This is a genomic window from Pseudomonas sp. GW822-FHT02D10 (assembly GCF_058802345.1).
On record NZ_JBXAOB010000005.1, the window covers coordinates 345,144 to 366,966 of the forward strand.

The window sequence follows — 21,823 nt, forward strand, 5'->3', positions numbered from 1 at the left end:
GGCTTGAACTCGTCCATCTATGGAAGTAATACGGTGCTGGATCTTAATGAAGTTGCGATGTTTGTTCAGGTGGTTCAGGCAGGCAGTTTTGCGGGCGCCGCGCGGCGCATGGGCATGCCCGCCAATACCCTCAGTCGTCGTGTGAGTCAGCTGGAAGAACATTTGGGGGTGCGTTTGTTGCAGCGCTCCACGCGTAAGCTGGTACTGACCGACGCAGGACGATCCTTGCACGATCGCAGTGCAACGCAGGTCAATGACGTGATAGAGGCGGCTCGCCATTTGGCAGGGGAGAGCCAGGAACCGAGCGGCGCTGTGCGGGTAGCGGCCCCCGCCGATTTTTTCGACGTTTATCTGATGGACTGGGTAGCCGAGTTCTTTCAACAGTACCCCGGCGTGCAGTTGGATTTTCTGCTCAGCGATAGCCGGGATGACCTGATCGACAAAGGGATAGATGTCGCCATCAGAGCCGGTGATTTGCCGGATTCGAGCCTGGTAGCGCGAAGGGTCGGCACCGGCAGCCAGGTGTTGGCGGCCAGCCCCGGCTATTTGCAGGCTCGCGGTACGCCGCAGACGGTGCAGGCGCTTTCGCTGCACGAATGTATTCGACCCGCTAGGCAGGCCCCGCGTACCGCCTGGAGTCTCGACGGGCCACAAGGTCCCGTCAGCGTCGAGGTGACGGGCCGGCTTAGTGCCAACACCGCGCAGGCCCAGTTGAAGGCGGCCATTGCTGGTCTGGGCATTTGCCTGTTGCCGATGGCGATCTTGCGCGAGAGTTTGCAAACTGGACGGCTGACGCAGGTTTTGCCCGATCATGGGCGCTTCAACAACGGCTTGTACATTGTCTATCCCAGCCGTCGACAGGTGCCGCGCGCGGTCAGCGTTTTCGTCGAGCAGGTTATTCGGCATTTGCGCGAAGATGCTCTGGCGCAAAGCAATGACCTGCCAGCACACCGTGCATGATGAAATAGCCGCCAGCGTTTGCTGTAAGCAACACCCGATCTGGAGCCAGAACATGAAGAAAGCCGCAGTACTAACCTTCGCCTTGATGCTCAATACAGGGGTATTCAGCACGCAAGCACAAGCGGCCGGCGATGCCGAAGCGGGCGAGCAACTATTTAACCGAATATGCGGTGGCTGCCATCAGGTCGGGGGTTCGGCACGGGGTTCTTTTGGTCCGCAGCTCAATGCCATTTTTGGGCGCCATGCCGGAAGCACGACGGACTACCAGTACTCGTCCGCCATGAAATCCTCAGGCGTCGTCTGGACCCGCGAAACACTGGCCGCCTACATCGAAGCTCCAAAAAAAGTGGTCCCTGGAACCCGCATGATTTTCTGGGGTATCAGCGACCCAGAAAAGATCGAAAACCTGTTGGCCTACCTTCAGACGTTTCAGCCGCAATAATCTGTACCTCATCCTGAGCTTTGATGAACAGCTTCAACCCCAGCGTGCCGGCTGCCGCGACGCCACGTCAACGGCGCCTGCCGGGAGAACATCAGGAAGCGGAGTACGACTGAGCTTCAGGCAGTACATTCGCTCGAGCCGGCGTGTTTCAACTGATTCACCGATTCTGCTCATGACTAGCCTCTGAGTTGGCATATGTGCATAATATTATCATGCAGTGATAATGAGCAAGCAGCCGGCTCGCGCCTGGAGTCAGGTATCAGCGATGCCTCCTGATCCGTTGCGCGGACGCAAAATCATGCATGAGAACAGAAATACGTGAGCGCTCGGAGACCCGCATGAAACGTGAGGACGTAATAACCAAACACGAAGAAGGCATTCAATTTGACACCCATTTGATTGCCAATCCGGCTAACACCCAAGAGTGGATAGTCTTCTTCAAAAAGAATGCAGGAAGAAGCTTCTTCCTGGTCAATGACAATGAGGAAGTGGAATCATTCCGGCACCTGGATGATTTGATTCATGAGCTTCGAGATATCGGTATCAAGGTGGCTGAAATTCATTGTTGAGTTGTTTTTCCCTGGCGTGTCATCCTGCCTGTCAGGATCGAGCATCTGTCTAGCCCGAGTGAGGCTCTAGGGTCTGTGTGTGTTGGTAACAGACACATCCAGTTTCGCGATAAACAAGGCACCAGAGACTTTGATCTCGCCACCCCGTTCTACTCCCGTTTATTGCTCTCAAGGAACACCTGTTAATTTAGTCTCTGGAGTCAAGTAATGAGGGCGAAAGTTTCAACTAAAAAACCGGCGGAAATTGTCTTGTCACGCGCCGCGGGCAAACTGGCTGCCGAGGTCTTGAGCATGATTGCACCTCATGTCAAACCAGGCGTTTCCACCGACGAACTCGATCAGCTGTGTCATGACTACATTGTCAATGTGCAGAAGGCGATCCCGGCCAACGTCGGTTATCACGGTTTCCCCAAGACCGTATGCACCTCCGTCAACCACGTGGTATGTCACGGAATTCCGTCGGATAAAAAGCTCCGGGAAGGCGATATTATCAATATCGATATCGCGGTCCTTAAGGATGGTTGGTTTGGTGATACAAGCCGCATGTACTTTGTAGGTGAGCCAAGCCCTGAAGCTCGCCGGCTAGTGGATACCACCTACGAGGCCATGTGTGCTGGTATTTATGTCGTTGGTCCTGGCGCCACGCTAGGTGATGTCGGACATGCCATTCAAACGGTTGCGCACCGTGAGGGCTACAGCGTTGTGCGCGAATACTGTGGTCACGGCATCGGGATGGTTTACCACGATGAGCCTCAGGTCCTTCACTATGGGAACCCTGGTGAGGGTCTGAAACTGAAACCGGGCATGATCTTCACCATCGAGCCAATGCTGAACGCTGGAAAGCACCATGTAAGGACGCTGGGCGATGGTTGGACGGTGGTCACCAAGGACCTTTCGCTCTCGGCGCAATGGGAGCACATGGTCCTGGTAACTAACGATGGCTTCGAGGTTTTGACCCCTTGGCCTGACAGTACCGAGGAGTATCTGGCGATTCTCTAAGTCAGCAGTTTTTCCCTTGCGCGGGGAACTTGGTCTGGTGCTCAACCTGCTGGCAGGATCAAACTCCAAGAGAGGAACAATCAGAAGTGAATCTCGGCGGACTTGATGCCCATCTCCCGAAGTTCATGGATCAGGTCATCCAGATGCCCAAATGACTCGATTTCTTCGTTGTCATTGACCAGAAAATAACTTCTTCCCACCTCTTTTTTGAACAGGATGATCCATTCGCTCGTATTGGCCGGGTTGACTATCACATGCGTGTCGAAGTGCATGCCTTCGCCGTGTTTGGTTCTGACCTCTTCGCGTTTCATGCGGACCTCCGAGCGTGGACTCATTCTGTCCATGAGCATGATTCTTGACCTTTCAGCACTGGATTTCCAGCGCGCTCGAGTGCTGTGCCAAGGGTAGTTCAATTGCTTTACTATTATCATGTTATGTGAATAGTGTGCACATGCTACCAGAGAGAGGCTAGACATGATTGCGATACGAGAAGCTTGGAAAGCAGGCCTGTTAAAGCCCGAGCATTGGCTTCGAAATATTGTCGCTGGGGTCATCGTCGGCGTCGTGGCGCTACCCTTGGCCATGGCATTCGCCATTGCCTCAGGCGTCAAGCCCGAGCAAGGGATTTACACGGCCATTATCGGCGGCCTCTTGGTTTCTCTCTTTGGGGGGAGCCGTCTTCAGATCGCTGGCCCGACAGGGGCATTCATCGTCATTCTGGCTGGCGTGACCGCTAAGTACGGCATCGACGGATTGCAGATAGCAACGATGATGGCAGGGGTAATCTTGTTACTGCTCGGTATCACCAAGCTCGGGGCCATCATCAAGTTCATCCCCGATCCCGTGATTGTCGGATTCACTGCCGGTATTGGCGTGATCATTTGGGTGGGGCAATGGAAAGACTTTTTTGGCTTGTCGAAAATCAGCGGCGAGCATTTCCACGAGCGGCTGTGGCACCTCATCCAGGCACTCCCCAGTCTTCATGTTCCCACGACATTATTAGCGCTTTTGAGTCTGGTTCTAGTCATCACGGGCCCCAAAATACCTGGCATAAGACGTATACCAGGCCCCTTGGTCGCCATGGTCGTTGTGACGGTAATACAGTCTTATTTTCAGTTTGCCGGCGTCGCAACTATTGGTAGTGCTTTTGGGGGGATTCCTCAAGGACTGCCTGCGATTGGTTTGCCGGAAATAACCATACCGCAGGTGATTGAGTTGATCGGCCCGGCATTCGCGATCGCGATGCTGGGGGCGATCGAGTCATTGTTGTCTGCTGTTGTCGCCGATGGTATGGCGGGTACCAAGCATGACTCCAATCAGGAGTTAATCGGCCAAGGCATTGCTAATCTGGTGACTCCCTTGTTCGGTGGCTTTGCTGCGACAGGTGCAATTGCTCGAACAGCTACCAATATCCGCAATGGCGGAACCAGTCCAATTGCGGGATTTACCCATGCTCTTACATTGGTTCTATTGATTTCTTTCCTGGCGCCTCTGGCCTCGGATATTCCGCTGTGTGCATTGTCTGCAATCTTATTTGTCGTCGCTTACAACATGAGTGAGTTGAAGCACTTCAAACGCATGGTCGAGCGAGCCCCTAAAGCCGACGTCGCCATACTGCTCATCACCTTCACGCTGACCGTTTTCAGTGATTTAACGATAGCGGTGAACATCGGTGTCATTCTCGCCATGCTGCAATTTATGCGTCGGATGGCATCTTCAGTCGAGGTGCAGCAAATGGTCGAAAAAGAACTGGAGGTTGAGTTGCGGATCAATGGTCATGTTCATCTTCCGCCTGGCGTTTTGGTTTATACCATTGAAGGGCCGCTTTTCTTTGGTGCAGCAGAAACCTTTGAACGTGTTCTGGCTCAAACGCACACTGATCCAGGAACATTGATTATTCGTCTAAAGCGAGTGCCGTTCATGGATATAACGGGCTTACAAACGCTGCTTGAAGTCATTGAGCACTTACGTAAGCGCAGCATTGTCGTAAAACTGTGTGAAGCCAACGAGAAAGTTCTTGGCAAGCTGGACAAGGCGGGGATACTCCAAACACTCGGTTCGGAGCATTATCATGCTGATTTCAGTGGTGCACTGAGGAGTTGCGACGAGATCGGCACGTCACCCGGCTATAGCTGAGCGGGGGCGTTGTAGTAGAGCGATGAGCTGGCTCCTGTTGTGCCAGCCCATCCTGGGACGAATCATTTGCCATTGGCTGCAATTTTACTTTTGGTCGAGTGGGACACGCCATGTGTCTCCAGGTAGTCTCGAATAAGCTGACGGACAACCTGTGAAGGGGTCAAATCCTGAGATGCACAGAGTTCCTCAAGGGCCTTTTTCTTGACGGGATCAATCAGCACAGTCAGTCGTGCAGTCTTATTTTCCATGGAATTGTTGGTACCCTAAAGCGACCGATGATAATCAAATTGTAATGGCGAGGGATTTATTTGTCACCGTTCAGGTTTGTCATGACTAGCTGATTGACGGTGATCAATGAGACGGTTGCCCTGCCATTACAACCCGGTATCCGGTGGCGTTATCCGTGCCAGCATCACCGTATATTCTTCGGCTGCAATTTGGCGAAACTTCATTCGGGTGATGGCCTGGCGCTGTATGTCATTGTCATCGGGGAATAGGCGGGCGGCGGCGTTCTGGACAACGACATCTGGTGTCTCGATCCGCGGAAACGGTCCGTCGTACTTTTCGGGGGAATCCTCGGTTGGCCACGCTGGGGTGTCGAGTGCCCGCACCAGCAGGAAAACCGGGACGACATCTGCAAGCCCCACCGGAAGTAGCCTGGCCGCGTTTTCCCCCAGATGGCGTCGCACGATAGCCTGGGAGCCCAAACGCAAGGTGAACCTGAAGGGGAATCCGGTGCGGATTGAAAGCAATACCGGATCCGCCGCAGCCACCTGCTCGATCGAGTTGATGCCCTCTGATTCCAGCGTCGCAACCACAGGCAGTGTCACGCCCTCAAGGACAAGCAATTTGTCTGAACTGCCGTCTCTTTTGTCCTGGTCGGTGAGTTGGGGAAAGCCCAGTCTTCGTATGATTTTCATGAGCGGATCAATCGGCAAGGTACCCAAAGCAAAGGCGGTGACGATATGTGGGCTATCTCCACCACCGGCATTCGCGATCACTAATGCGAGAGGAATGGCTAGAAACAGGCGCAGGGAGTACCAATACACGTCGGAAATGTTTAGTGACTTGCGTCGGATACTGAGGACGGAGTCGCTCACGACAAACATGAAAGCCCCCGCCAGCGAGCTGACCAGCAGTGGAATCCCGAGCTTGTATACGCACGCCACTTGAAGCGTGTGGTCGCAGTTGGGGATGACATAGTTGGAGGCGACCAAGGCGGCTGCGGCATAAGCCACCAACAAGAGAATGATGAAAGGCACAATAAACGGCACCAATCCATATTGCTCATGGTAGATCCGTGCAAACAAACGCTCGCACAGTTCCGGGTTCTTGTCGGAGCAGGCTCTCCACTCATCCACTGAACCGTTCTGACTCAGCTTCCCTTCGTCCTGGAGTGAATGGATGAGACTGGTCGACCAGAAGCGTTGCAGATAGGCCGCCAGGGCCCCCCCTTTCAAGCTGTTCTGGAATTCGCTGTAGCGGGTAAACCAGCCCATGCTCAGAAACATGATAAGCGGGGCGCCACAGATCACCGTGGCGAAGGCAGTGAGGACCACCACAAGCTGCAGGATTGCGCCATCAAGTCCGACCACTTCCACCATGAACAACCGACCGACACCGTTGATGAACAACAGAATCAGCGCAAGAAGCAGGGCCCGTTGCCGTGGTCTCAGGTGCGACTCTTTGAACAGATAGGTCCTTCGCCTACTACCGTAAGGCTCTTCCATGGGCTTGTTCACCGGACTTCTCCTGACGACCCGATTTATTTCTACGGGTAACGCTAGCAATGGAAACGGGTTCGTCCAGAATGTCACCGCGCCATGTTAGGTTGTTTTTGAATAACGCCAATTTCGGACTGGAAACAGCTGCTCAAATCATCGAGGGTATGCTCTCGATCCGCGATAGGCCCGGACAGTGAGGTCGATGAATCGACCCGCCGCCGTGACGCTTCGGTTTTCCCAGCGTCTATGACTTTTATAGCCAGTGTTGGCTCTCGGCATCTTGGAAGAGGGAGATATTTATGATCGTTAAACCGCGCGTTCGTGGTTTTGTTTGTGTCACTACCCACCCCACTGGCTGCACAGCCAACGTCAAGAATCAGATCGACTATGTGCGCGCACAAGGGCAGATCAGCGCAGGGCCAAAGAAGGTACTCGTGATTGGCGCATCGACTGGCTACGGACTTGCTGCGCGCATCACGGCGGCGTTTGGTTGCGGCGCCGGGACGCTGGGCGTGTTCTTCGAGCGTGAAAGTGTTGAGGGCAAACTCGGTACCGCCGGCTGGTACAACACCGCCGCTTTTCACACGTTTGCCGAGTCAGAAGGTCTCTACGCCAAGAGCATCAACGGTGATGCGTTCTCCGATGAAGTCAAGCGCCTGACCATCGAGACCATCAAGCGCGACATGGGTAAGATCGACCTGGTGGTCTACAGCCTCGCCGCACCGCGTCGTACCGATCCGAAAACCGGTGAAGTCTACAGTTCGACGCTCAAGCCGATCGGCAAGTCGGTTACCCAGCGCGGCCTGAATACCGACAAGGAAGAGGTCAACGTGACCACCTTGGCCGAAGCAACCCAGGAAGAAATCGACGGTACCGTCAAGGTCATGGGTGGCGAAGACTGGCAGATGTGGATCGACGCTCTGCACGACGCCGGCGTTCTGGCCGAAGGGGCGAAAACCACCGCGTTCACTTACCTGGGCGAAAAGCTGACCCACGATATTTACTGGAATGGCTCCATTGGCGCGGCCAAGAAAGACCTGGATCAGAAAGTCCTGAGCATTCGCGAGCGATTGGCGGACCTGGGCGGTGATGCACGGGTTTCGGTATTGAAAGCGGTAGTGACCCAGGCCAGTTCGGCGATCCCGATCATGCCGCTGTATCTGTCCTTGTTGTTCAAGGTCATGAAAGAGCAGGGCACACACGAAGGGTGCATCGAGCAGGTCTATGCGCTCTACAAAGACAGCTTGTTCGGTCATCCTCCCGTCATGGATGAAGAAGGGCGTCTGCGCGCGGATTACAAGGAGTTGGCGCCTGAAGTCCAGGACCGCGTCAAGCAACTCTGGGATCAGGTCAGCAATGACAACCTTTACGAACTCACCGACTTTGTCGGTTACAAGGCGGAGTTCCTGCGCCTGTTCGGCTTCGGGATCGAAGGGGTGGACTACGAGGCTGATGTCGATCCGGACGTCAAGATCTCCAACCTGGTCCAGGCTTAAGTCTCAAAGGTAAACAGCTGCCTCGACGTCGTGAACGCGAGGCAGCTGCCGTTTGCTGATCATCGAGCCGTTGCTGGATCGGGTGGTGCATCCTGTTCAGCCTCTGCTTGACGCTCGATCGGCCGGAGTTTGAATCGGCAGACATTGCCGCCCCGTACCATGCACTCCGTGTGGTCGACTTCGGCCCCCCCCAATGTCCCGATCAACGCCAGATCCAGCTCACACACCACCGGATAGGCCGCAGCCAAGCGGTGGAAGACGCAGTTGTGCGCGACGATTTCCTTGTCGTCGGATGAGCGGAAGAACACTTGCGCTTCGTATCCCGTCTGGTTCATGTGCTGCACGATTTTTGTTTCGTCAACGACCTGACGTTCACGGTCCAGCGCCAGTTTGCGGCCCATACGGCGCATCAGCGAAGCCAGTGCAACGGGGCCGATGATGTCGGCCACTTCTTCAATCAGCACACTGGCCAGCAACTGATAGTGGCGAGGGAACTGCTCCCGCGCATGGTCTGTGAGCTGATACATCTGCTCCGGTCGCCGGCCTGTCGGACGGGTTTCGCCGCGCAGCACCAATCCGTCACGCTCCAGGGCCGCCAGATGCTGGCGAATCGCGGTGCGTGTGACAGCCAGTTTCTCGGCCAACTCGTCAATGCTCATACCGCCCGCGTGGTGCAGCAGCGCATTGAGCAGGTCCTGCTGTGTACGACCCAATCCTTCAAGCATGGTCTGCGCTCGCTTGGTATCAGAATTTGTCCGGGAACTGCTTGACCAGTGCCGCCGTCAGCGTGTCAGCCAGCGCCAGTATATGGGCGCGCATCATCTGCCAGGTCTTCGCTTCACCGGCATAGTCGTGCGCGGCGAGCTGGTCGATCTGGGCGACATGGTGGCCGCCGTGAGCTGCCAGCATCGTCACCAGCGTGCTTTCAGGCAGGTTGGGGTTGGCGCTGGCGAGAAATGCCGCAATGGCTTTGGCGTTGCTCGTCAGTTCTGCGACAGCGGCCTGCTGGCCCTTCTTGTCTTTGGCGACAGTGGCGTCGCTGTAATGTTTCACCGCACCCCAGTGACCGGCAAGCAGCTTGAGCAGTTGATCGGCAGCGGGCTGGCCATAAAGCGGGGCAAGGCTGTTGGCGATGCGGGTTGCGTTGTCTACGACTTCAGCGGCGGCGACCTGGGCTTGTTGATGGTTAGCGGTCTGGTTGGCTATCGCGTAATTTCTGGTCCAGAAAATATGCTCGATCCAAAGGCCGCGTATCGACAGGCGCGTGGTGAGCGCAGCGCTTTCGGCTGGTGCAGGCGAGGCGGGGGGAGTTTGACTCCAGGCGGGCTGGGCGCAGAGCGCCAACAGCAGTAAAGCCAAGGTTTTGATATTCATGACGGCACCCTCTTGTCGTGGGATTGTCCAACAATATCAATTGAAGCATATAAATATGTTTTTATTGGGCGGGGGCCGAAATCGCAGATCAACGGTCGTCTTGTGCGTAGTTATCACTGCGTTTACGGCCCGGCGAGGCAAGGTCAATCAACCACAAACAGTTTCGCTCCCGTCACCGTCGACGACCTGTGAGACTCCGCATTATCCGCCACCTGATAGCTCATGCCGGGTTTCAGCACGAATTGGCGCCCATCTTCGAGTTCGGTGTGTAGCTCGCCTTCAAGGCACAGCAGGATGTGACCCTTCGAGCACCAGTGGTCTGCCAGATAACCGGCGGTGTATTCGATCATTCGGACGCGAATTGCGCCGAACTGGTGAGTGCGCCAATAGGCACTGCCGCGTTCACCGGCGTGGACGGTGGGTTCGACGGTCGACCAGTCGGTGGTGCCGAACGGGATGGCTGCTATATCCATGGCGAGCTCTTGAAGTCAGGAAAGAGAACCGATTTACCCAGCTGGAGGGGAGTTGTCAAATGATGGCGCTTCTTTAGAAGCTGAACCCGTGCTGTCCGAGCGTAATGTTTCATTATGTTTCGGGTGGTCTGGCGGCGTAGGATGGTTATCTCGGATCGTGCATCGTCTCGTTTCCAGTCAAGTGGAACTGAAAAATGAAATTGAACCTCGTCAAAGTCTTTTTGATCGCCGGCACGTTGTTGTTGAGCGCTTGCTCTGGCGTGACAACCAGTACCTGCTTTTCAGAAGGCTGCCGTCAGTTAGACGGTCAGGGCACCAACAAGATGAGCTTTGGTGGTAGCGCGATCGGCAACAACTTCAATGTATACAGTTCGGGGCTGTTGCAGCACGACTGATTTGGTAATTCGCAAACCGGATACGCCGATAGCAACCATCGGCGTTCCTCTGAAGTTGTGTTCACCACCCTAAACGTAGGGCTGGCCGCTGAACCCCCGTGGGAGTCGTTGCTGGCCCGGCATGTCGCTGAGTCTTTTAATCCAGGACGTACGCCAGTCAGTCGAGGCGTGGGCGACTTTGGCTCTACGGGCCGCTCGTCGTGCAGCGTTGCGAGCGTCTTTTCGGGCGTCCTTGAACGCGTCGGTATTACGGCAGCTACGGCATTTGACGCGGGCAAATTCAGTCGTGGACGTGAGGTTGCTGCCATGGCGGCCGCAGGCCAGGTGCCCGGCAGTCTTATAATGAGTCACCATCGGTGGATCTCCTTCGCAATGATTTCGGCGTAGCGCAAGGGTCACTTGCCACATCCCTATCGGTGACTCTGCACTGTCTGGACTCGCTCCCCGTTCAACGGTGCGAGGATGGTCAGAGGCCGCGATCCCATTACTATTAATGACACCTGGGTGACCGACGCGTTCGATCTGAAACGTCGAGGACTGCACGGGGGTGTTTTTCTTCAATACAGGCCTATCAGCGTTCTCCTACTTTGAGCGCCGGGATGTCCCGAAGTTATTGAAGAAGGTGTGCAATGAGTCTGATCATTTCCATGGCCGCGTTTGCGCTGGCGTCGTCGATTACCCCAGGGCCGGTGAACATCGTTGCGCTGAGCTCGGGCGCGCAATTCGGCTTTCGCGCCAGCCAACGGCATGTAGCGGGTGCAACGCTGGGGTTTGTGCTGTTGCTGGTGTTGATGGGGTTGGGTCTGCACGAGTTGCTGCGGCTCTGGCCTTCGCTGACGCGGGTGGTGCAGTTGTTCGGGGTGGCGTTTCTGTTGTTCATGGCCTGGAAGCTCGCGACTGACGATGGTCGGCTTAATACGGGTGATTCAGGGCAAGCGCCGACGATGTTCTATGGTGCGCTGATGCAATGGTTGAACCCTAAAGCCTGGCTGGCCTGTGTCGCGGGGATGGGGGCTTTTGTTGCCGATGGCGAAGCGCAACTGGTCTGGCAGTTTGCGGCGGTGTATCTGGTGGTCTGCTACCTGTCGGTGGCTTGCTGGGCTTATGCCGGGACTTTTCTGCGGCAGTACCTGAGCAATGCCGGCGGCATGCGGTTGTTCAACCGGTTGATGGCGTCCTTGCTGGCGGTGAGTGCGGGTTATTTGTTGTTGCCATAAATCTCGGGTTTCAACCGCGATACTGCCCTGGCGTCGCGGCCAAATGCTGTTTGAACGCTCGCTGAAAATGCGCCTGATCGGAGAACCCGGCTTCCAGCGCCACGTCGGCAATCAACTTGCCCCGACGCAGTTGGCTGCGGGCGAACTGGATGCGGCGGTTGACCAGGAACGCGTGGGGCGTCATGCCGTAATGCTGCTTGAAAGCGCGGATCAGGTACGACGCCGACAGATCTGCCGCCTCGCAGATGTCTTCGAGTTTCAGCGACAGGGTGCAGTTGTCGCGGATGTACTCGGCCGCTCGCTCCAGCTTGAGGTTGGGCTCGCGAACGCTCGGTTCAGCCGGATTGAGCGTTTGCTGCACTTCGGTAAAAAACGCTACGGCGGCACTGTGTTTTTGCAGCGTTTCCAGCTGTTCGTCGAGCAGTACGTCATACAGCTGATTAAGCCCGCTAAACATCCCGGCGTCGTTGCAGTGGGTGGTTGAAAAGCGCCGAAAGTCCAGCTCTTTGCTGAACCCCAGTTGATGCTGAAGGTCGGTCAGCCACGGCGTATCGACATACAGCATGCGATAAGACCACGGCTGATCGTCGATCGGGTTACAGGCGTGGACATCGCCGGGGTTCATCAGCACCACGGTGCCGCTGCCGACTTCAAACGCGGCGTGTTCATGGAGATAGGTGCTGCGCCCGGCGGTGATCGCACCGATGGAAAAGTGCTCGTGGGAATGTCGGGCGTAGCAGACTTCGCGACCGTCGGCGATGGAGCGCGCTTCGATGAAAGGCAATGCGTCATCGCGCCAGAAGCGAGGGGCTTTGTCGGCATTTTTGGCGATGGCGTGTTTCATCTGCGAGCGTCCTTTGGCAGTCCCGTGGGGCAGTGTATTAGCTCTCGCCATTAAAGGCTCGTTCAAGTGTGGCGATGTCGAGTTTCTTCATCTGCAACATCGCCTGCATGACGCGCTGGGATTTGGCGGCGTCCCTGTCAGTCATCATTTCCATCATCACCACGGGCACGATTTGCCAGGACAGGCCGAACTTGTCCTTGAGCCAGCCGCATTGCTGGGCCTGTTTGTCACCACCGGCGGACAGTGCGTTCCAGAAGTGGTCGATTTCATACTGGGTATGGCAGTTGACCTGAAACGAGATGGCCTCGTTAAAGCGGAACACCGGACCGCCATTGAGCGCGGTGAAGGTCTGGCCATCGAGCACGAAACTGACGGTCATCACCGAACCCTCGGGCCGGCCATGGAGCTCGAAACCGGCCTTGCCATAGTGGGTGATGGCGGTAATGGTCGAGTGTTCGAACACCGAACAGTAGAACTGCGCGGCGGCTTCGGCCTGATCGTCGAACCACAGGCAGGGCGTGAGTTTCTGAATGCGCGACATGAAGGTTCTCCTCTAAGAGTGATCAGGCTGGACTATTAGCGTAGTCAGCCGATGGTCGTCGGGCGTAACCGTCAATCGACAAGGTGAGAGCGTCTGGATATCGACAGTAGTCATAATGACAATTTATAAGATCATTTAGACCTGTTTGCACTTGAGTCATATTGACTATATAGGCTGCAAAGTACTGTTTTCTGGGCTTTGAAAGCTGGTACGCGACTTGATAGTCAATACGTACAACTGAACCGCTTCAGGGAGTACGCCAAAATGTTCGAATGCATCAGCAACCCTCAGCCTGCTCTGCACCGGATCGATCATCGGTGGTTTCCTGCTGACCGCCGTACCCAGCTGGACTGGCCGCCCCGGTTTGTCCGGCTGGCCGCTGCTGGGGTTGTTGCTGGTATGGCTGGTGGCATGGCTGGCCTGGCTGATGCCGGTTTCCGCTCCGTGGCTGCTGGCGTTGCAAGTGCCTTTTTTGCCGCTGCTGGCTGTGGCGCTGGGAAGCGATCTGATCGCCGCACGCAAACGCGAAAACTACCCGATTCTGCTGATGATCAGTGTGCTGGCCGGGTGTCAGTTGCTGACCTTGTGGGGCATGGCGCTGTGGCAACTGGGCGTGATGCCGCAACAAAGCCTGGCCACGCATTCGCTGGCGGTCGGTGGTGTTGGCGGATTGGTTCTGGCGATGATTGCGCGAGTCAGCCTCGGGCATACCGGGCGCCTGTTGCAGCCTTGCTGGGGCCGAGGGTGTAGGTCGGTTGATGGTTTGAAACACAGGGCTGCTTCCTCGCAAGTGGCCCTTTTTTGTGACCGGTGGTCGCGCAAGTCAAGGCTTCGGGAAAATTGCGCTTAGCTCAATGGATAAACCGAGGCGCGCGTAGGCAGTCGTTGCCACAGTGACGCCATGAAAGGACATCGTGAGTGACTGAGGAGATCGCCTTGCTGACGCTCAATATCAATGGCAAAGACCAATCCCTGGAAGTGCCCGGCGACATGCCGTTGTTGTGGGTATTGCGCGATGTCGCGCACTTGACCGGTACCAAGTTCGGCTGCGGCATGGCGCAGTGCGGCGCCTGCACGGTGCATATCGACGGTGCGCCGTTACGCTCCTGTATCACCCCGGCGGCGGCCGTCGCCAACGGCCAGAAAATCCTCACCATCGAAGGCTTGTCGAGCGACGGTTCGCACCCGGTGCAGCGCGCCTGGGCCGAGATCGACGTGGTGCAATGCGGATACTGTCAATCGGGGCAGATCATGTCGGCGGCGGCTTTGCTGGCGAAAATCCCCTCGCCGAGCGACAGCGACATCGATCAGGCGCTGTCGGGCAATATCTGTCGGTGCGGGACCTACCCGCGCATTCGTGCGGCGGTCAAACGCGCTGCGCAAATCGGGGAGGCATGACGATGAATGCGCAGATCGATACTTCTCGACGGGACTTTTTGAAAAGCAGTGCCGTGCTCGGTGCTGGTTTGGTGGTGGCGTTTGTTATTCCGGGGAGCAATCGCTTCGCGCAAGCGGCATCGGCGCCGGATGCAGTGTTCGCCCCCAACGCCTTTTTGCGCATCGCCCCTGATGGCAGCGTGACCGTGCTGTTGGGGCACTCCGAAATGGGGCAGGGGATCTGGACCGGCCTGAGCATGCTGATCGCCGAAGAACTGGACGCCGACTGGACGAAGATCCGCGTCGAGCATGCACCGGCATCGGCAGCCGATTATGGTTTGCCGGCGTTTGGTGGCATGCAGATCACCGGAGGCTCGACCTCGACCTGGATGGAATTCGACCGCTACCGTCAGGCCGGTGCGGCTGCACGCTTGATGTTGATCGAGGCCGCCGCCAAGCGATTCAACGTCGCACCCTCGACAGTACGAACCGAGCCGGGTGTGGTGATCGCCGGCAATCAGCGCGCTACTTACGGTGAGTTGGCCAATGATGCCGGCCAACTGCCGGTGCCGGATCCGGCGTCGATCAAGCTCAAGGAGGCCAAGGACTGGAAGATCATCGGCAAACCGACCAAGCGCCTGGATACTCCGGAAAAAATCACCGGCCAGGCGAAATTCGGCATGGATGTGCAGTTCGATGGATTGCTGACGGCCATGGTTGCACGCCCACCGGTATTTGGCGGCAGCGTCAAATCATTCGACGGCGCAGCGGCACTGGCACTGCCGGGCGTGCATAAAGTCGTGCAGGTGCCGACGGGCATAGCAGTGGTGGCCGATCATTATTGGGCCGCTAAACTCGGCCGCGATGCGCTGAAAATCGACTGGGACCTGGGGCCCAATGCCGATCTGGACAGTGACGCCTTACTGCAAAACTTCCGCAAACTGGCCGCGATTCCCGGTACTCCGGCCAGCCAGGCGGGCGATATCAGTGCCGCGTTGAGCAAGGCAGTGAAGACGGTAGAGGCTGAATACAACGTTCCCTACCTGGCCCATGCACCGATGGAGCCGCTCAACTGCACGGTGAAAATCACCTCGGACAAATGCGAAATCTGGACCGGCACCCAATTCCAGACGCTGGACCAAATGATCGCGGCGAAAATCACCGGGCTCAAACCCGAGCAGGTCGAGATTCATACCGAATTCCTCGGGGGCGGTTTTGGTCGTCGAGCCAATCCGACCTCGGACTTTGTCAGTGAAGCGGTGCAAGTCGCCAAGGCGGCCGGTGCTCCGGTGAAAACTGTCTGGTCGCGGGAGGACGATATACGCGGGGGGTACTACCGCTCGGCGTTCCTCCATAAGGCACGCATTGGCCTGGACGCCAAAGGCATGCCCCAGGCCTGGCAGCACGTACTGGTCGGGCAGTCGATCATGGACGGCACCTCATTCGAAGCGACGATGGTCAAGAACGGCGTCGACGCCACCTCGGTCGAAGGCGTGGCCGACAGCCCGTACATCAAGGGACTGGCCAATCATCTGGTCGATCTGCATTCGCCGAAAACCGGCATCAGTGTGCTCTGGATGCGCTCGGTGGGGCACACTCACACAGCGTTTGTCGTCGAGTCATTGATCGATGAGCTGGCCACGGCGGCCGGCAAGGATCCAGTGGAATACCGACGGAGCCTGCTCAAGAAGCATCCGCGACATCTGGGCGTGCTGAACCTGGCGGTAGAGAAGGCTAACTGGAGGGAACCGTTGCCTGCGGGGCATGCGTTGGGTGTGGCGGTGCATGAGTCTTTTGGCAGTTACGTCGCGCAAGTGGCCGAGGTGTCCCAGGACAACCTGAAGATCCGCGTACACCGGGTGGTCTGTGCGGTCGATTGCGGCATTGTGGTGAACCCGGCGAGCATCGCCGCGCAGATGGAGTCCGGCATCACCTTCGGCCTGGGGTTCACCTTGCACAGCAAGCTGACCTTCAAGGACGGGAAAGTGGTGCAGTCCAATTACCATGACTTTCAGGTGTTGCGTCTGAATGAAATGCCGGTGGTCGAGGTGCACATCGTCCCCAGCACTGAGAAACCGGGCGGTATCGGTGAGACCGGGGTGCCACCGACGGCGCCGGCGGTGGCCAATGCGGTGTTTGCCTTGACCGGGCAACGGTTGCGCGAACTGCCGTTGCAACTGGCGGGGGTGTGAGATGCGCAGACATTTGAGCTACATCCGCTCGTAGGCTGGTACGACGCTGGAGATTACTTGGCGAACAACTGCTCGAAGTCGTTGAACGCCTTGAACTCCAGCGCGTTGCCGCACGGGTCGAACAGAAACATCGTCGCCTGCTCGCCCACCAGTCCTTTGAAGCGAATACCGGGCTCGATCACGAAGCGAGTACCCAGCGACGTGAGCCGTTCGGCCAGGGACTCCCATTCTTCCATCGACAGCACCACGCCGAAATGCGGGACCGGCACGTCGTGACCGTCCACGGCATTGGTGTGGGCGGATTCCTGGGTGGCGGTTTTCGGGTGTTCGTGGATGACCAATTGGTGGCCGAAAAAGTTGAAGTCCACCCAGTGCTCGCTGGAGCGTCCTTCCTCCAGACCGAACACCTGGCCATAGAAAAGCCGCGCGGCGGCGAGGTCATACACCGGAATGGCCAGATGAAAAGGGGAGAGACGCATGATGATCAAGCCTCGATGACAGGAGAGTTGAGCTGATTCTAGTCTTGTGATTTTTGATTAAAAGACGATAATTTTTGCTCCCAGCTCAAATAAAATCGATCAATCGAGGCGCTCATGCTGCGTGAACTGAAAACCTTCATCGCAGTGACTCGCTATGGCACGTTCGCCGCAGCCGGCATGCACATTGGCCTGACGCAATCGGCCGTCAGCGCGCAAATGCGCAACCTGGAGCAGGCGCTGGGTATTCGTCTGTTCGATCGCACCGGGCGTCAGGCCATCCTCAACGCGGCGGGCCAGCGGGCGTTGCCGATGGCCCGGGAAATCCTCGAAACCTTTCAGCGCATGGCGGTCAGTGACGACGTCAGTGAGTTTCGCGGGGAATTGAGAGTCGGCGCTGTGGCGACTGCCCAAACCGGTTTGCTGCCCCAGGCATTGCTGCGCTTGCGACAGCAGGCGCCGTTGCTCGAGCCGAAACTGGTGCCCGGTGTGTCACTCAACCTGTTGAGTCAGGTCGACGCTGGCGAGCTTGATCTGGCGATCCTGATCAAACCACCCTTTGAGTTGCCCAAGGAGCTGTCGGCCCACGTGATTCGGCAGGAGCCTTTTGTGTTGATCGTGCCGCCGGACCTTGAAGGCGAGGATCCGTTGCAGGTGCTCAGCACGCATCCGCATGTGCGTTATGACCGCAACTCGTTCGGTGGACGGCTGGTGACACGCTTTCTGCGCGAGCAGCAGATTGAGGTCAAAGTCGCGTTGGAGCTGGATGAGCTGGAGGCGATCGTGAAAATGGTCGAGTGCGGGCTGGGGGTAGCGTTGATTCCGCGGGCGGGGCTCTGGCTTGAGTACGGGGCGAAAGTCAGGATCCTCTCGCTGGGCGAACTGACGTTCTATCGGGAGATCGTACTGTTGCAGCGCTACAGCCAGCGTACACAACCGATCCAGCAGTTGTTTGCGCAGTGTCTGACACAGATCGATGGCTGACCCTATAACCCTGTGGGAGCGAGCTTGCTCGCGATGAGGCTGTAACATTCAACATCAATGTCGCCTGTCAGGAGGCTATCGCGAGCAAGCTCGCTCCCACAGTGGTTCGCGGCGAGTCTGGAATAACGGGTACAAAAAAACCCGCCAATCGGCGGGTTTCTTGTTAAAGCGCGAAGATTACTCTTCGATGTTGCCCATGGCGGTGGTGTTGAAGCCGCCGTCCACATACATGATTTCGCCGCTGATGCCGGACGCCAGGTCCGAGCACAGGAAGGCGCCGGCGTTGCCGACTTCGTCGATGGTGACGTTGCGACGCAGTGGAGTTTGCGCTTCGTTGGCGGCCAGCATTTTACGGAAGTTCTTGATGCCGGAAGCGGCCAGGGTGCGGATCGGGCCAGCCGATACCGCGTTGACGCGGGTGCCTTCCGGGCCCAGGGAGCCGGCCAGGTAACGAACGCCAGCTTCCAGGGAAGCCTTGGCCATGCCCATGACGTTGTAGTTCGGCATGGTACGCTCGGCGCCCAGGTAGGACAGGGTCAGCAGGCTGCCGTTGCGGCCTTTCATCATCTCGCGACCGGCTTTGGCCAGGGCCACGAAGCTGTAGGCGCTGATGTCGTGAGCGATGCGGAAACCGTCACGGGTGGTGGCTTCGGTGAAGTCGCCGTCCAGTTGGTCGCCCGGTGCGAAGCCAACGGAGTGCACGATGCAGTCCAGACCGTCCCATTTTTTGCTCAGCGCTTCGAAAACCTTGGCGATTTCTTCATCGCTGGCCACGTCGCACGGGAAGCACAGCTCAGGGCTCGAACCCCAGCCTTGTGCGAACTCTTCGACACGACCCTTGAGTTTGTCGTTCTGATAAGTGAAGGCAAGCTCAGCGCCCTCGCGATGCATGGCGGCAGCGATGCCGGATGCGATGGACAGCTTGCTGGCGACACCGACGATCAGTACGCGCTTACCGGCGAGAAAACCCATGTGTTGCTCCTCTTTCAGGTTATTGCGCAGTGGCTGGTGCCAGGAAAGCGGCCTCCAGCAACTGCTGTGTATAGGGATGTTGCGGTGCGGCAAAGATACCTTGCGCATCACCTTGTTCGACCACTTGGCCATGCTTGATCACCATCAACTGGTGACTCAGCGCTTTCACCACAGCCAGGTCATGGCTGATAAACAGATACGTCAGGTTGTACTTGCTTTGCAGTGTGCGCAGCAGTTCAACCACTTGGCGTTGCACGGTGCGGTCGAGGGCCGAGGTCGGCTCGTCCAGCAAAATCAACGCCGGCTTTAGCACCAGGGCCCGGGCAATCGCGATTCTCTGCCGTTGTCCGCCGGAAAACTCATGGGGATAGCGGTGCCGGGTTGCCGGGTCCAGACCGACTTCCTTGAGTACCGCGATAATCGCCAGTTCCTGCTCGGTCTCTGTACCGATCCGGTGTATCCGCAGGCCTTCGCCGACGATCTGGCTCACGCTCATCCGTGGGCTCAGGCTACCGAAGGGGTCTTGAAAGACCACCTGCATTTCCCGCCGTAGCGGCCTTACCTGTTGCTGCGACAGGCAGTCTAACGACTTGCCTTCAAAACGGATCGCGCCTTTGCTGGCAATCAACCGCAAAATCGCCAGACCCAGCGTGGACTTGCCCGAACCGCTCTCGCCGACAATGCCCAGGGTCTGGCCCTGTGGCAGGCTGAAGTTGATGCCATCCACCGCTTTGACGTAATCGACGGTGTGCCGCAAAAAACCTTTTTTGATCGGGAACCAGACTTTCAGGTCCTCGACTTGCAGCAATGGCGGGCCGATGACATTGGTCGCCGGGTTGCCGCGAGGCTCCGCCGCCAGCAGCTCTCGAGTGTAAGGATGCTGCGGCGCGCGGAACAGCTCTTCGCACGACGCCTGTTCGACGATGCAACCTCTCTGCATGACACATACGCGATGCGCGACTCTTTGGACCAGGTTCAAATCGTGGCTGATCAGCAGCAGGGCCATGCCCAGACGGGCTTGCAGTTCCTTGAGCAGTTCGAGGATTTTCAGCTGAACAGTCACGTCCAGCGCGGTGGTCGGTTCGTCGGCAATCAGCAGTTCCGGTTCGTTGGCCAGGGCCATGGCGATCATCACGCGCTGACGCTGGCCGCCGGACAATTCATGGGGCAGGGCCTTGAGCCGTTTGTGCGGTTCGGGAATGCCCACCAGTTCCAGCAGCTCCAGGGTGCGCTGGGTCGCGACCTTGCCCGTCAGGCCTTTGTGAATACCCAGTACCTCGTTGATCTGTTTCTCGATCGAGTGCAGCGGGTTCAGCGAGGTCATCGGTTCCTGAAAGATCATCGCAATCCGGTTGCCACGAATGTGCCGGATGGTTTTCTCTTTCAGCGACAGCAGATCATGCCCGGAGTAGTTGATGGTGCCAGTGGGGTGCCGCGCCAAGGGGTAGGGCAACAGGCGCAGGATCGAGTGCGCCGTCACCGATTTGCCGGAGCCGCTTTCGCCGACCAGTGCCAGGGTTTCACCGCGCTTGATGTCGAAGCTGACGCCTTCCACCACCCGTTGCACGCGCTCACCGACCACAAACTCGACAGAGAGGTTGCGTACTTCGATCAGATTGTCCTGATTCATTTCACTTCCTCGGGTCGAAGGCATCGCGAGCAGACTCGCCGATGAACACCAGCAAACTCAACATCACCGCCAACACCGCAAAGGCACTCATGCCCAGCCACGGCGCTTGCAGGTTGGATTTGCCCTGAGCCACCAGTTCACCCAGCGATGCACTGCCTGCCGGCAGGCCGAAGCCGAGGAAGTCCAGTGCGGTCAGGGTGCCGATGGCGCCCGTGAGGATGAACGGCATGAAGGTCATGGTCGAGACCATGGCGTTGGGCAGGATGTGGCGGTACATGATCGCGCCGTTCTGCATGCCCAGCGCGCGGGCGGCGCGTACGTATTCCAGGTTGCGCCCGCGGAGGAACTCGGCGCGGACCACGTCGACCAGGCTCATCCAGGAAAACAGCAGCATGATCCCCAGCAGCCACCAGAAGTTCGGCTGCACGAAACTGGCGAGGATGATCAGCAGATACAGCACCGGCAAACCCGACCAGATCTCCAGGAAACGCTGCCCGGCCAAATCGACCCAGCCGCCATAGAAACCCTGCAAGGCGCCGGCAATCACGCCGATGATCGAACTCAGAATGGTCAGCGTCAGGGCAAACAGCACTGACACCCGGAAGCCGTAAATCACCCGCGCCAACACGTCGCGGCCCTGATCGTCGGTGCCCAGCAGATTGTCTGCCGAGGGCGGTGCCGGTGCCGGGACTTTCAGGTCGTAGTTGATGCTTTGGTAGCTGAACGGGATCGGCGCCCACAAGGTCCAGGCGTCCTTGGCCTTGAGCAGTTCGCGGATGTACGGGCTCTTGTAGTTGGCTTCCAGCGGAAATTCGCCACCGAAGGTGGTTTCCGGGTAACGCTTAAGCGCCGGGAAATACCATTGGCCGTCGTAATGCACCGCCAGCGGCTTGTCGTTGGCGATCAGCTCGGCACCGAGGCTCGCGCCAAACAGAATCAAAAACAGCCACAGTGACCACCAGCCGCGCTTGTTGGCCTTGAATCGTTCGAAACGTCGGCGATTGAGAGGGGACAGGTTCATC

General features: G+C 57.4%; 24 protein-coding genes and 2 pseudogenes. 13 read left to right on the forward strand and 13 right to left on the reverse strand.

The genetic code is table 11. The features are described from left to right. Window positions 1-33 precede the first annotated feature (33 nt). The 5 genes and pseudogenes from AC1RPZ_RS11395 to map all read left to right on the forward strand — a co-directional run bounded on the left by AC1RPZ_RS11395 (window position 34) and on the right by map (window position 2,970). Window positions 34-960 (forward strand): LysR family transcriptional regulator, encoded by a 927-nt coding sequence (locus tag AC1RPZ_RS11395; protein ID WP_493137119.1) that lies wholly within the window; start codon window positions 34-36, stop codon window positions 958-960. Between the two features lie 52 nt (window positions 961-1,012). Continuing rightward, complete coding sequence (locus AC1RPZ_RS11400) at window positions 1,013-1,402, forward strand: c-type cytochrome (RefSeq protein ID WP_493137120.1); 390 nt, start codon at window positions 1,013-1,015, stop codon at window positions 1,400-1,402. Window positions 1,403-1,434: 32 nt separating this feature from the next. After that, a pseudogene (locus AC1RPZ_RS11405) lies at window positions 1,435-1,515 on the forward strand (phytanoyl-CoA dioxygenase family protein); the annotation flags it as partial. A 225-nt stretch (window positions 1,516-1,740) separates the two neighbouring features. Continuing rightward, window positions 1,741-1,971 (forward strand): hypothetical protein, encoded by a 231-nt coding sequence (locus AC1RPZ_RS11410; protein WP_493137121.1) that lies wholly within the window; start codon window positions 1,741-1,743, stop codon window positions 1,969-1,971. A gap of 207 nt (window positions 1,972-2,178) precedes the next feature. Then, window positions 2,179-2,970: a type I methionyl aminopeptidase gene (gene map, locus AC1RPZ_RS11415; RefSeq protein WP_493137122.1), complete on the forward strand. Its 792-nt coding sequence runs from the start codon at window positions 2,179-2,181 to the stop codon at window positions 2,968-2,970. A gap of 80 nt (window positions 2,971-3,050) precedes the next feature. Here map and AC1RPZ_RS11420 read toward each other — a convergent pair whose 3' ends face one another. Then, on the reverse strand, window positions 3,051-3,281 hold the full coding sequence (locus tag AC1RPZ_RS11420) for a hypothetical protein (protein ID WP_493137123.1): 231 nt from the start codon (window positions 3,279-3,281) through the stop codon (window positions 3,051-3,053). A gap of 163 nt (window positions 3,282-3,444) precedes the next feature. Here AC1RPZ_RS11420 and AC1RPZ_RS11425 point away from each other — a divergent pair, with 163 nt between their 5' ends. Continuing rightward, window positions 3,445-5,106 (forward strand): SulP family inorganic anion transporter, encoded by a 1,662-nt coding sequence (locus tag AC1RPZ_RS11425; protein WP_493137124.1) that lies wholly within the window; start codon window positions 3,445-3,447, stop codon window positions 5,104-5,106. 62 nt (window positions 5,107-5,168) lie between these two features. Here AC1RPZ_RS11425 and AC1RPZ_RS11430 read toward each other — a convergent pair whose 3' ends face one another. Both AC1RPZ_RS11430 and AC1RPZ_RS11435 read right to left on the reverse strand, forming a co-directional pair. Next, window positions 5,169-5,354: a CopG family transcriptional regulator gene (locus tag AC1RPZ_RS11430; RefSeq protein WP_493137125.1), complete on the reverse strand. Its 186-nt coding sequence runs from the start codon at window positions 5,352-5,354 to the stop codon at window positions 5,169-5,171. A gap of 126 nt (window positions 5,355-5,480) precedes the next feature. Beyond that, entirely contained in the window at window positions 5,481-6,848 is a 1,368-nt protein-coding gene (locus AC1RPZ_RS11435; protein ID WP_493137126.1) for a hypothetical protein, read from the reverse strand. 281 nt (window positions 6,849-7,129) lie between these two features. Here AC1RPZ_RS11435 and fabV point away from each other — a divergent pair, with 281 nt between their 5' ends. After that, complete coding sequence (gene fabV / locus AC1RPZ_RS11440) at window positions 7,130-8,326, forward strand: enoyl-ACP reductase FabV (RefSeq protein ID WP_493137127.1); 1,197 nt, start codon at window positions 7,130-7,132, stop codon at window positions 8,324-8,326. A 59-nt stretch (window positions 8,327-8,385) separates the two neighbouring features. On the opposite strand, the gene AC1RPZ_RS11445 is transcribed toward fabV, so the two are convergent. The 3 genes from AC1RPZ_RS11445 to AC1RPZ_RS11455 form a co-directional block, all read right to left on the reverse strand. Beyond that, window positions 8,386-9,051: a helix-turn-helix transcriptional regulator gene (locus tag AC1RPZ_RS11445; RefSeq protein WP_493137128.1), complete on the reverse strand. Its 666-nt coding sequence runs from the start codon at window positions 9,049-9,051 to the stop codon at window positions 8,386-8,388. A 19-nt stretch (window positions 9,052-9,070) separates the two neighbouring features. Next, window positions 9,071-9,700 (reverse strand): hypothetical protein, encoded by a 630-nt coding sequence (locus tag AC1RPZ_RS11450; protein ID WP_493137129.1) that lies wholly within the window; start codon window positions 9,698-9,700, stop codon window positions 9,071-9,073. Between the two features lie 143 nt (window positions 9,701-9,843). Then, on the reverse strand, window positions 9,844-10,173 hold the full coding sequence (locus tag AC1RPZ_RS11455; RefSeq protein WP_493137130.1) for a DHCW motif cupin fold protein: 330 nt from the start codon (window positions 10,171-10,173) through the stop codon (window positions 9,844-9,846). Between the two features lie 194 nt (window positions 10,174-10,367). On the opposite strand from AC1RPZ_RS11455, the gene AC1RPZ_RS11460 reads away from it, so the two are divergent. Continuing rightward, on the forward strand, window positions 10,368-10,568 hold the full coding sequence (locus AC1RPZ_RS11460) for a hypothetical protein (RefSeq protein WP_493137131.1): 201 nt from the start codon (window positions 10,368-10,370) through the stop codon (window positions 10,566-10,568). A gap of 69 nt (window positions 10,569-10,637) precedes the next feature. Here AC1RPZ_RS11460 and AC1RPZ_RS11465 read toward each other — a convergent pair whose 3' ends face one another. Continuing rightward, window positions 10,638-10,922 (reverse strand): hypothetical protein, encoded by a 285-nt coding sequence (locus tag AC1RPZ_RS11465; RefSeq protein WP_493137132.1) that lies wholly within the window; start codon window positions 10,920-10,922, stop codon window positions 10,638-10,640. Between the two features lie 275 nt (window positions 10,923-11,197). Between AC1RPZ_RS11465 and AC1RPZ_RS11470 the strand changes: the two genes are divergently transcribed. Continuing rightward, entirely contained in the window at window positions 11,198-11,785 is a 588-nt protein-coding gene (locus tag AC1RPZ_RS11470; RefSeq protein ID WP_493137133.1) for a LysE family translocator, read from the forward strand. Between the two features lie 10 nt (window positions 11,786-11,795). On the opposite strand, the gene AC1RPZ_RS11475 is transcribed toward AC1RPZ_RS11470, so the two are convergent. After that, a complete protein-coding gene (locus AC1RPZ_RS11475; protein WP_493137134.1) occupies window positions 11,796-12,629 on the reverse strand; it encodes a helix-turn-helix transcriptional regulator in 834 nt (277 codons plus the stop codon). Between the two features lie 37 nt (window positions 12,630-12,666). Further along, window positions 12,667-13,170 (reverse strand): VOC family protein, encoded by a 504-nt coding sequence (locus AC1RPZ_RS11480; protein WP_493137135.1) that lies wholly within the window; start codon window positions 13,168-13,170, stop codon window positions 12,667-12,669. A 307-nt stretch (window positions 13,171-13,477) separates the two neighbouring features. Between AC1RPZ_RS11480 and AC1RPZ_RS11485 the strand changes: the two are divergent. The 3 genes and pseudogenes from AC1RPZ_RS11485 to AC1RPZ_RS11495 form a co-directional block, all read left to right on the forward strand. Next, window positions 13,478-13,900: pseudogene (locus AC1RPZ_RS11485) on the forward strand (NnrS family protein); the annotation flags it as partial. 206 nt (window positions 13,901-14,106) lie between these two features. Then, window positions 14,107-14,568: a (2Fe-2S)-binding protein gene (locus AC1RPZ_RS11490; RefSeq protein ID WP_493137166.1), complete on the forward strand. Its 462-nt coding sequence runs from the start codon at window positions 14,107-14,109 to the stop codon at window positions 14,566-14,568. Window positions 14,569-14,570: 2 nt separating this feature from the next. Next, window positions 14,571-16,739: a xanthine dehydrogenase family protein molybdopterin-binding subunit gene (locus tag AC1RPZ_RS11495; protein ID WP_493137136.1), complete on the forward strand. Its 2,169-nt coding sequence runs from the start codon at window positions 14,571-14,573 to the stop codon at window positions 16,737-16,739. Between the two features lie 53 nt (window positions 16,740-16,792). Here the strand turns inward: AC1RPZ_RS11495 and AC1RPZ_RS11500 are convergent, their stop codons facing one another. Next, window positions 16,793-17,218, reverse strand: coding sequence for a VOC family protein (locus tag AC1RPZ_RS11500; protein ID WP_493137137.1), 426 nt, complete (start codon window positions 17,216-17,218; stop codon window positions 16,793-16,795). Window positions 17,219-17,332: 114 nt separating this feature from the next. Between AC1RPZ_RS11500 and AC1RPZ_RS11505 the strand changes: the two genes are divergently transcribed. Further along, a complete protein-coding gene (locus tag AC1RPZ_RS11505) occupies window positions 17,333-18,199 on the forward strand; it encodes a LysR family transcriptional regulator (RefSeq protein WP_493137138.1) in 867 nt (288 codons plus the stop codon). A 177-nt stretch (window positions 18,200-18,376) separates the two neighbouring features. Here the strand turns inward: AC1RPZ_RS11505 and fabI are convergent, their stop codons facing one another. From fabI to AC1RPZ_RS11520, 3 genes are read right to left on the reverse strand one after another with little or no spacing between them, the layout of a single operon-like run. Further along, window positions 18,377-19,171: an enoyl-ACP reductase FabI gene (gene fabI / locus AC1RPZ_RS11510; RefSeq protein ID WP_493137139.1), complete on the reverse strand. Its 795-nt coding sequence runs from the start codon at window positions 19,169-19,171 to the stop codon at window positions 18,377-18,379. A 19-nt stretch (window positions 19,172-19,190) separates the two neighbouring features. After that, entirely contained in the window at window positions 19,191-20,801 is a 1,611-nt protein-coding gene (locus AC1RPZ_RS11515; protein WP_493137140.1) for an ABC transporter ATP-binding protein, read from the reverse strand. A gap of 1 nt (window position 20,802) precedes the next feature. Then, entirely contained in the window at window positions 20,803-21,822 is a 1,020-nt protein-coding gene (locus AC1RPZ_RS11520) for an ABC transporter permease (protein ID WP_493137141.1), read from the reverse strand. Between the last annotated feature and the right edge of the window lies 1 nt (window position 21,823).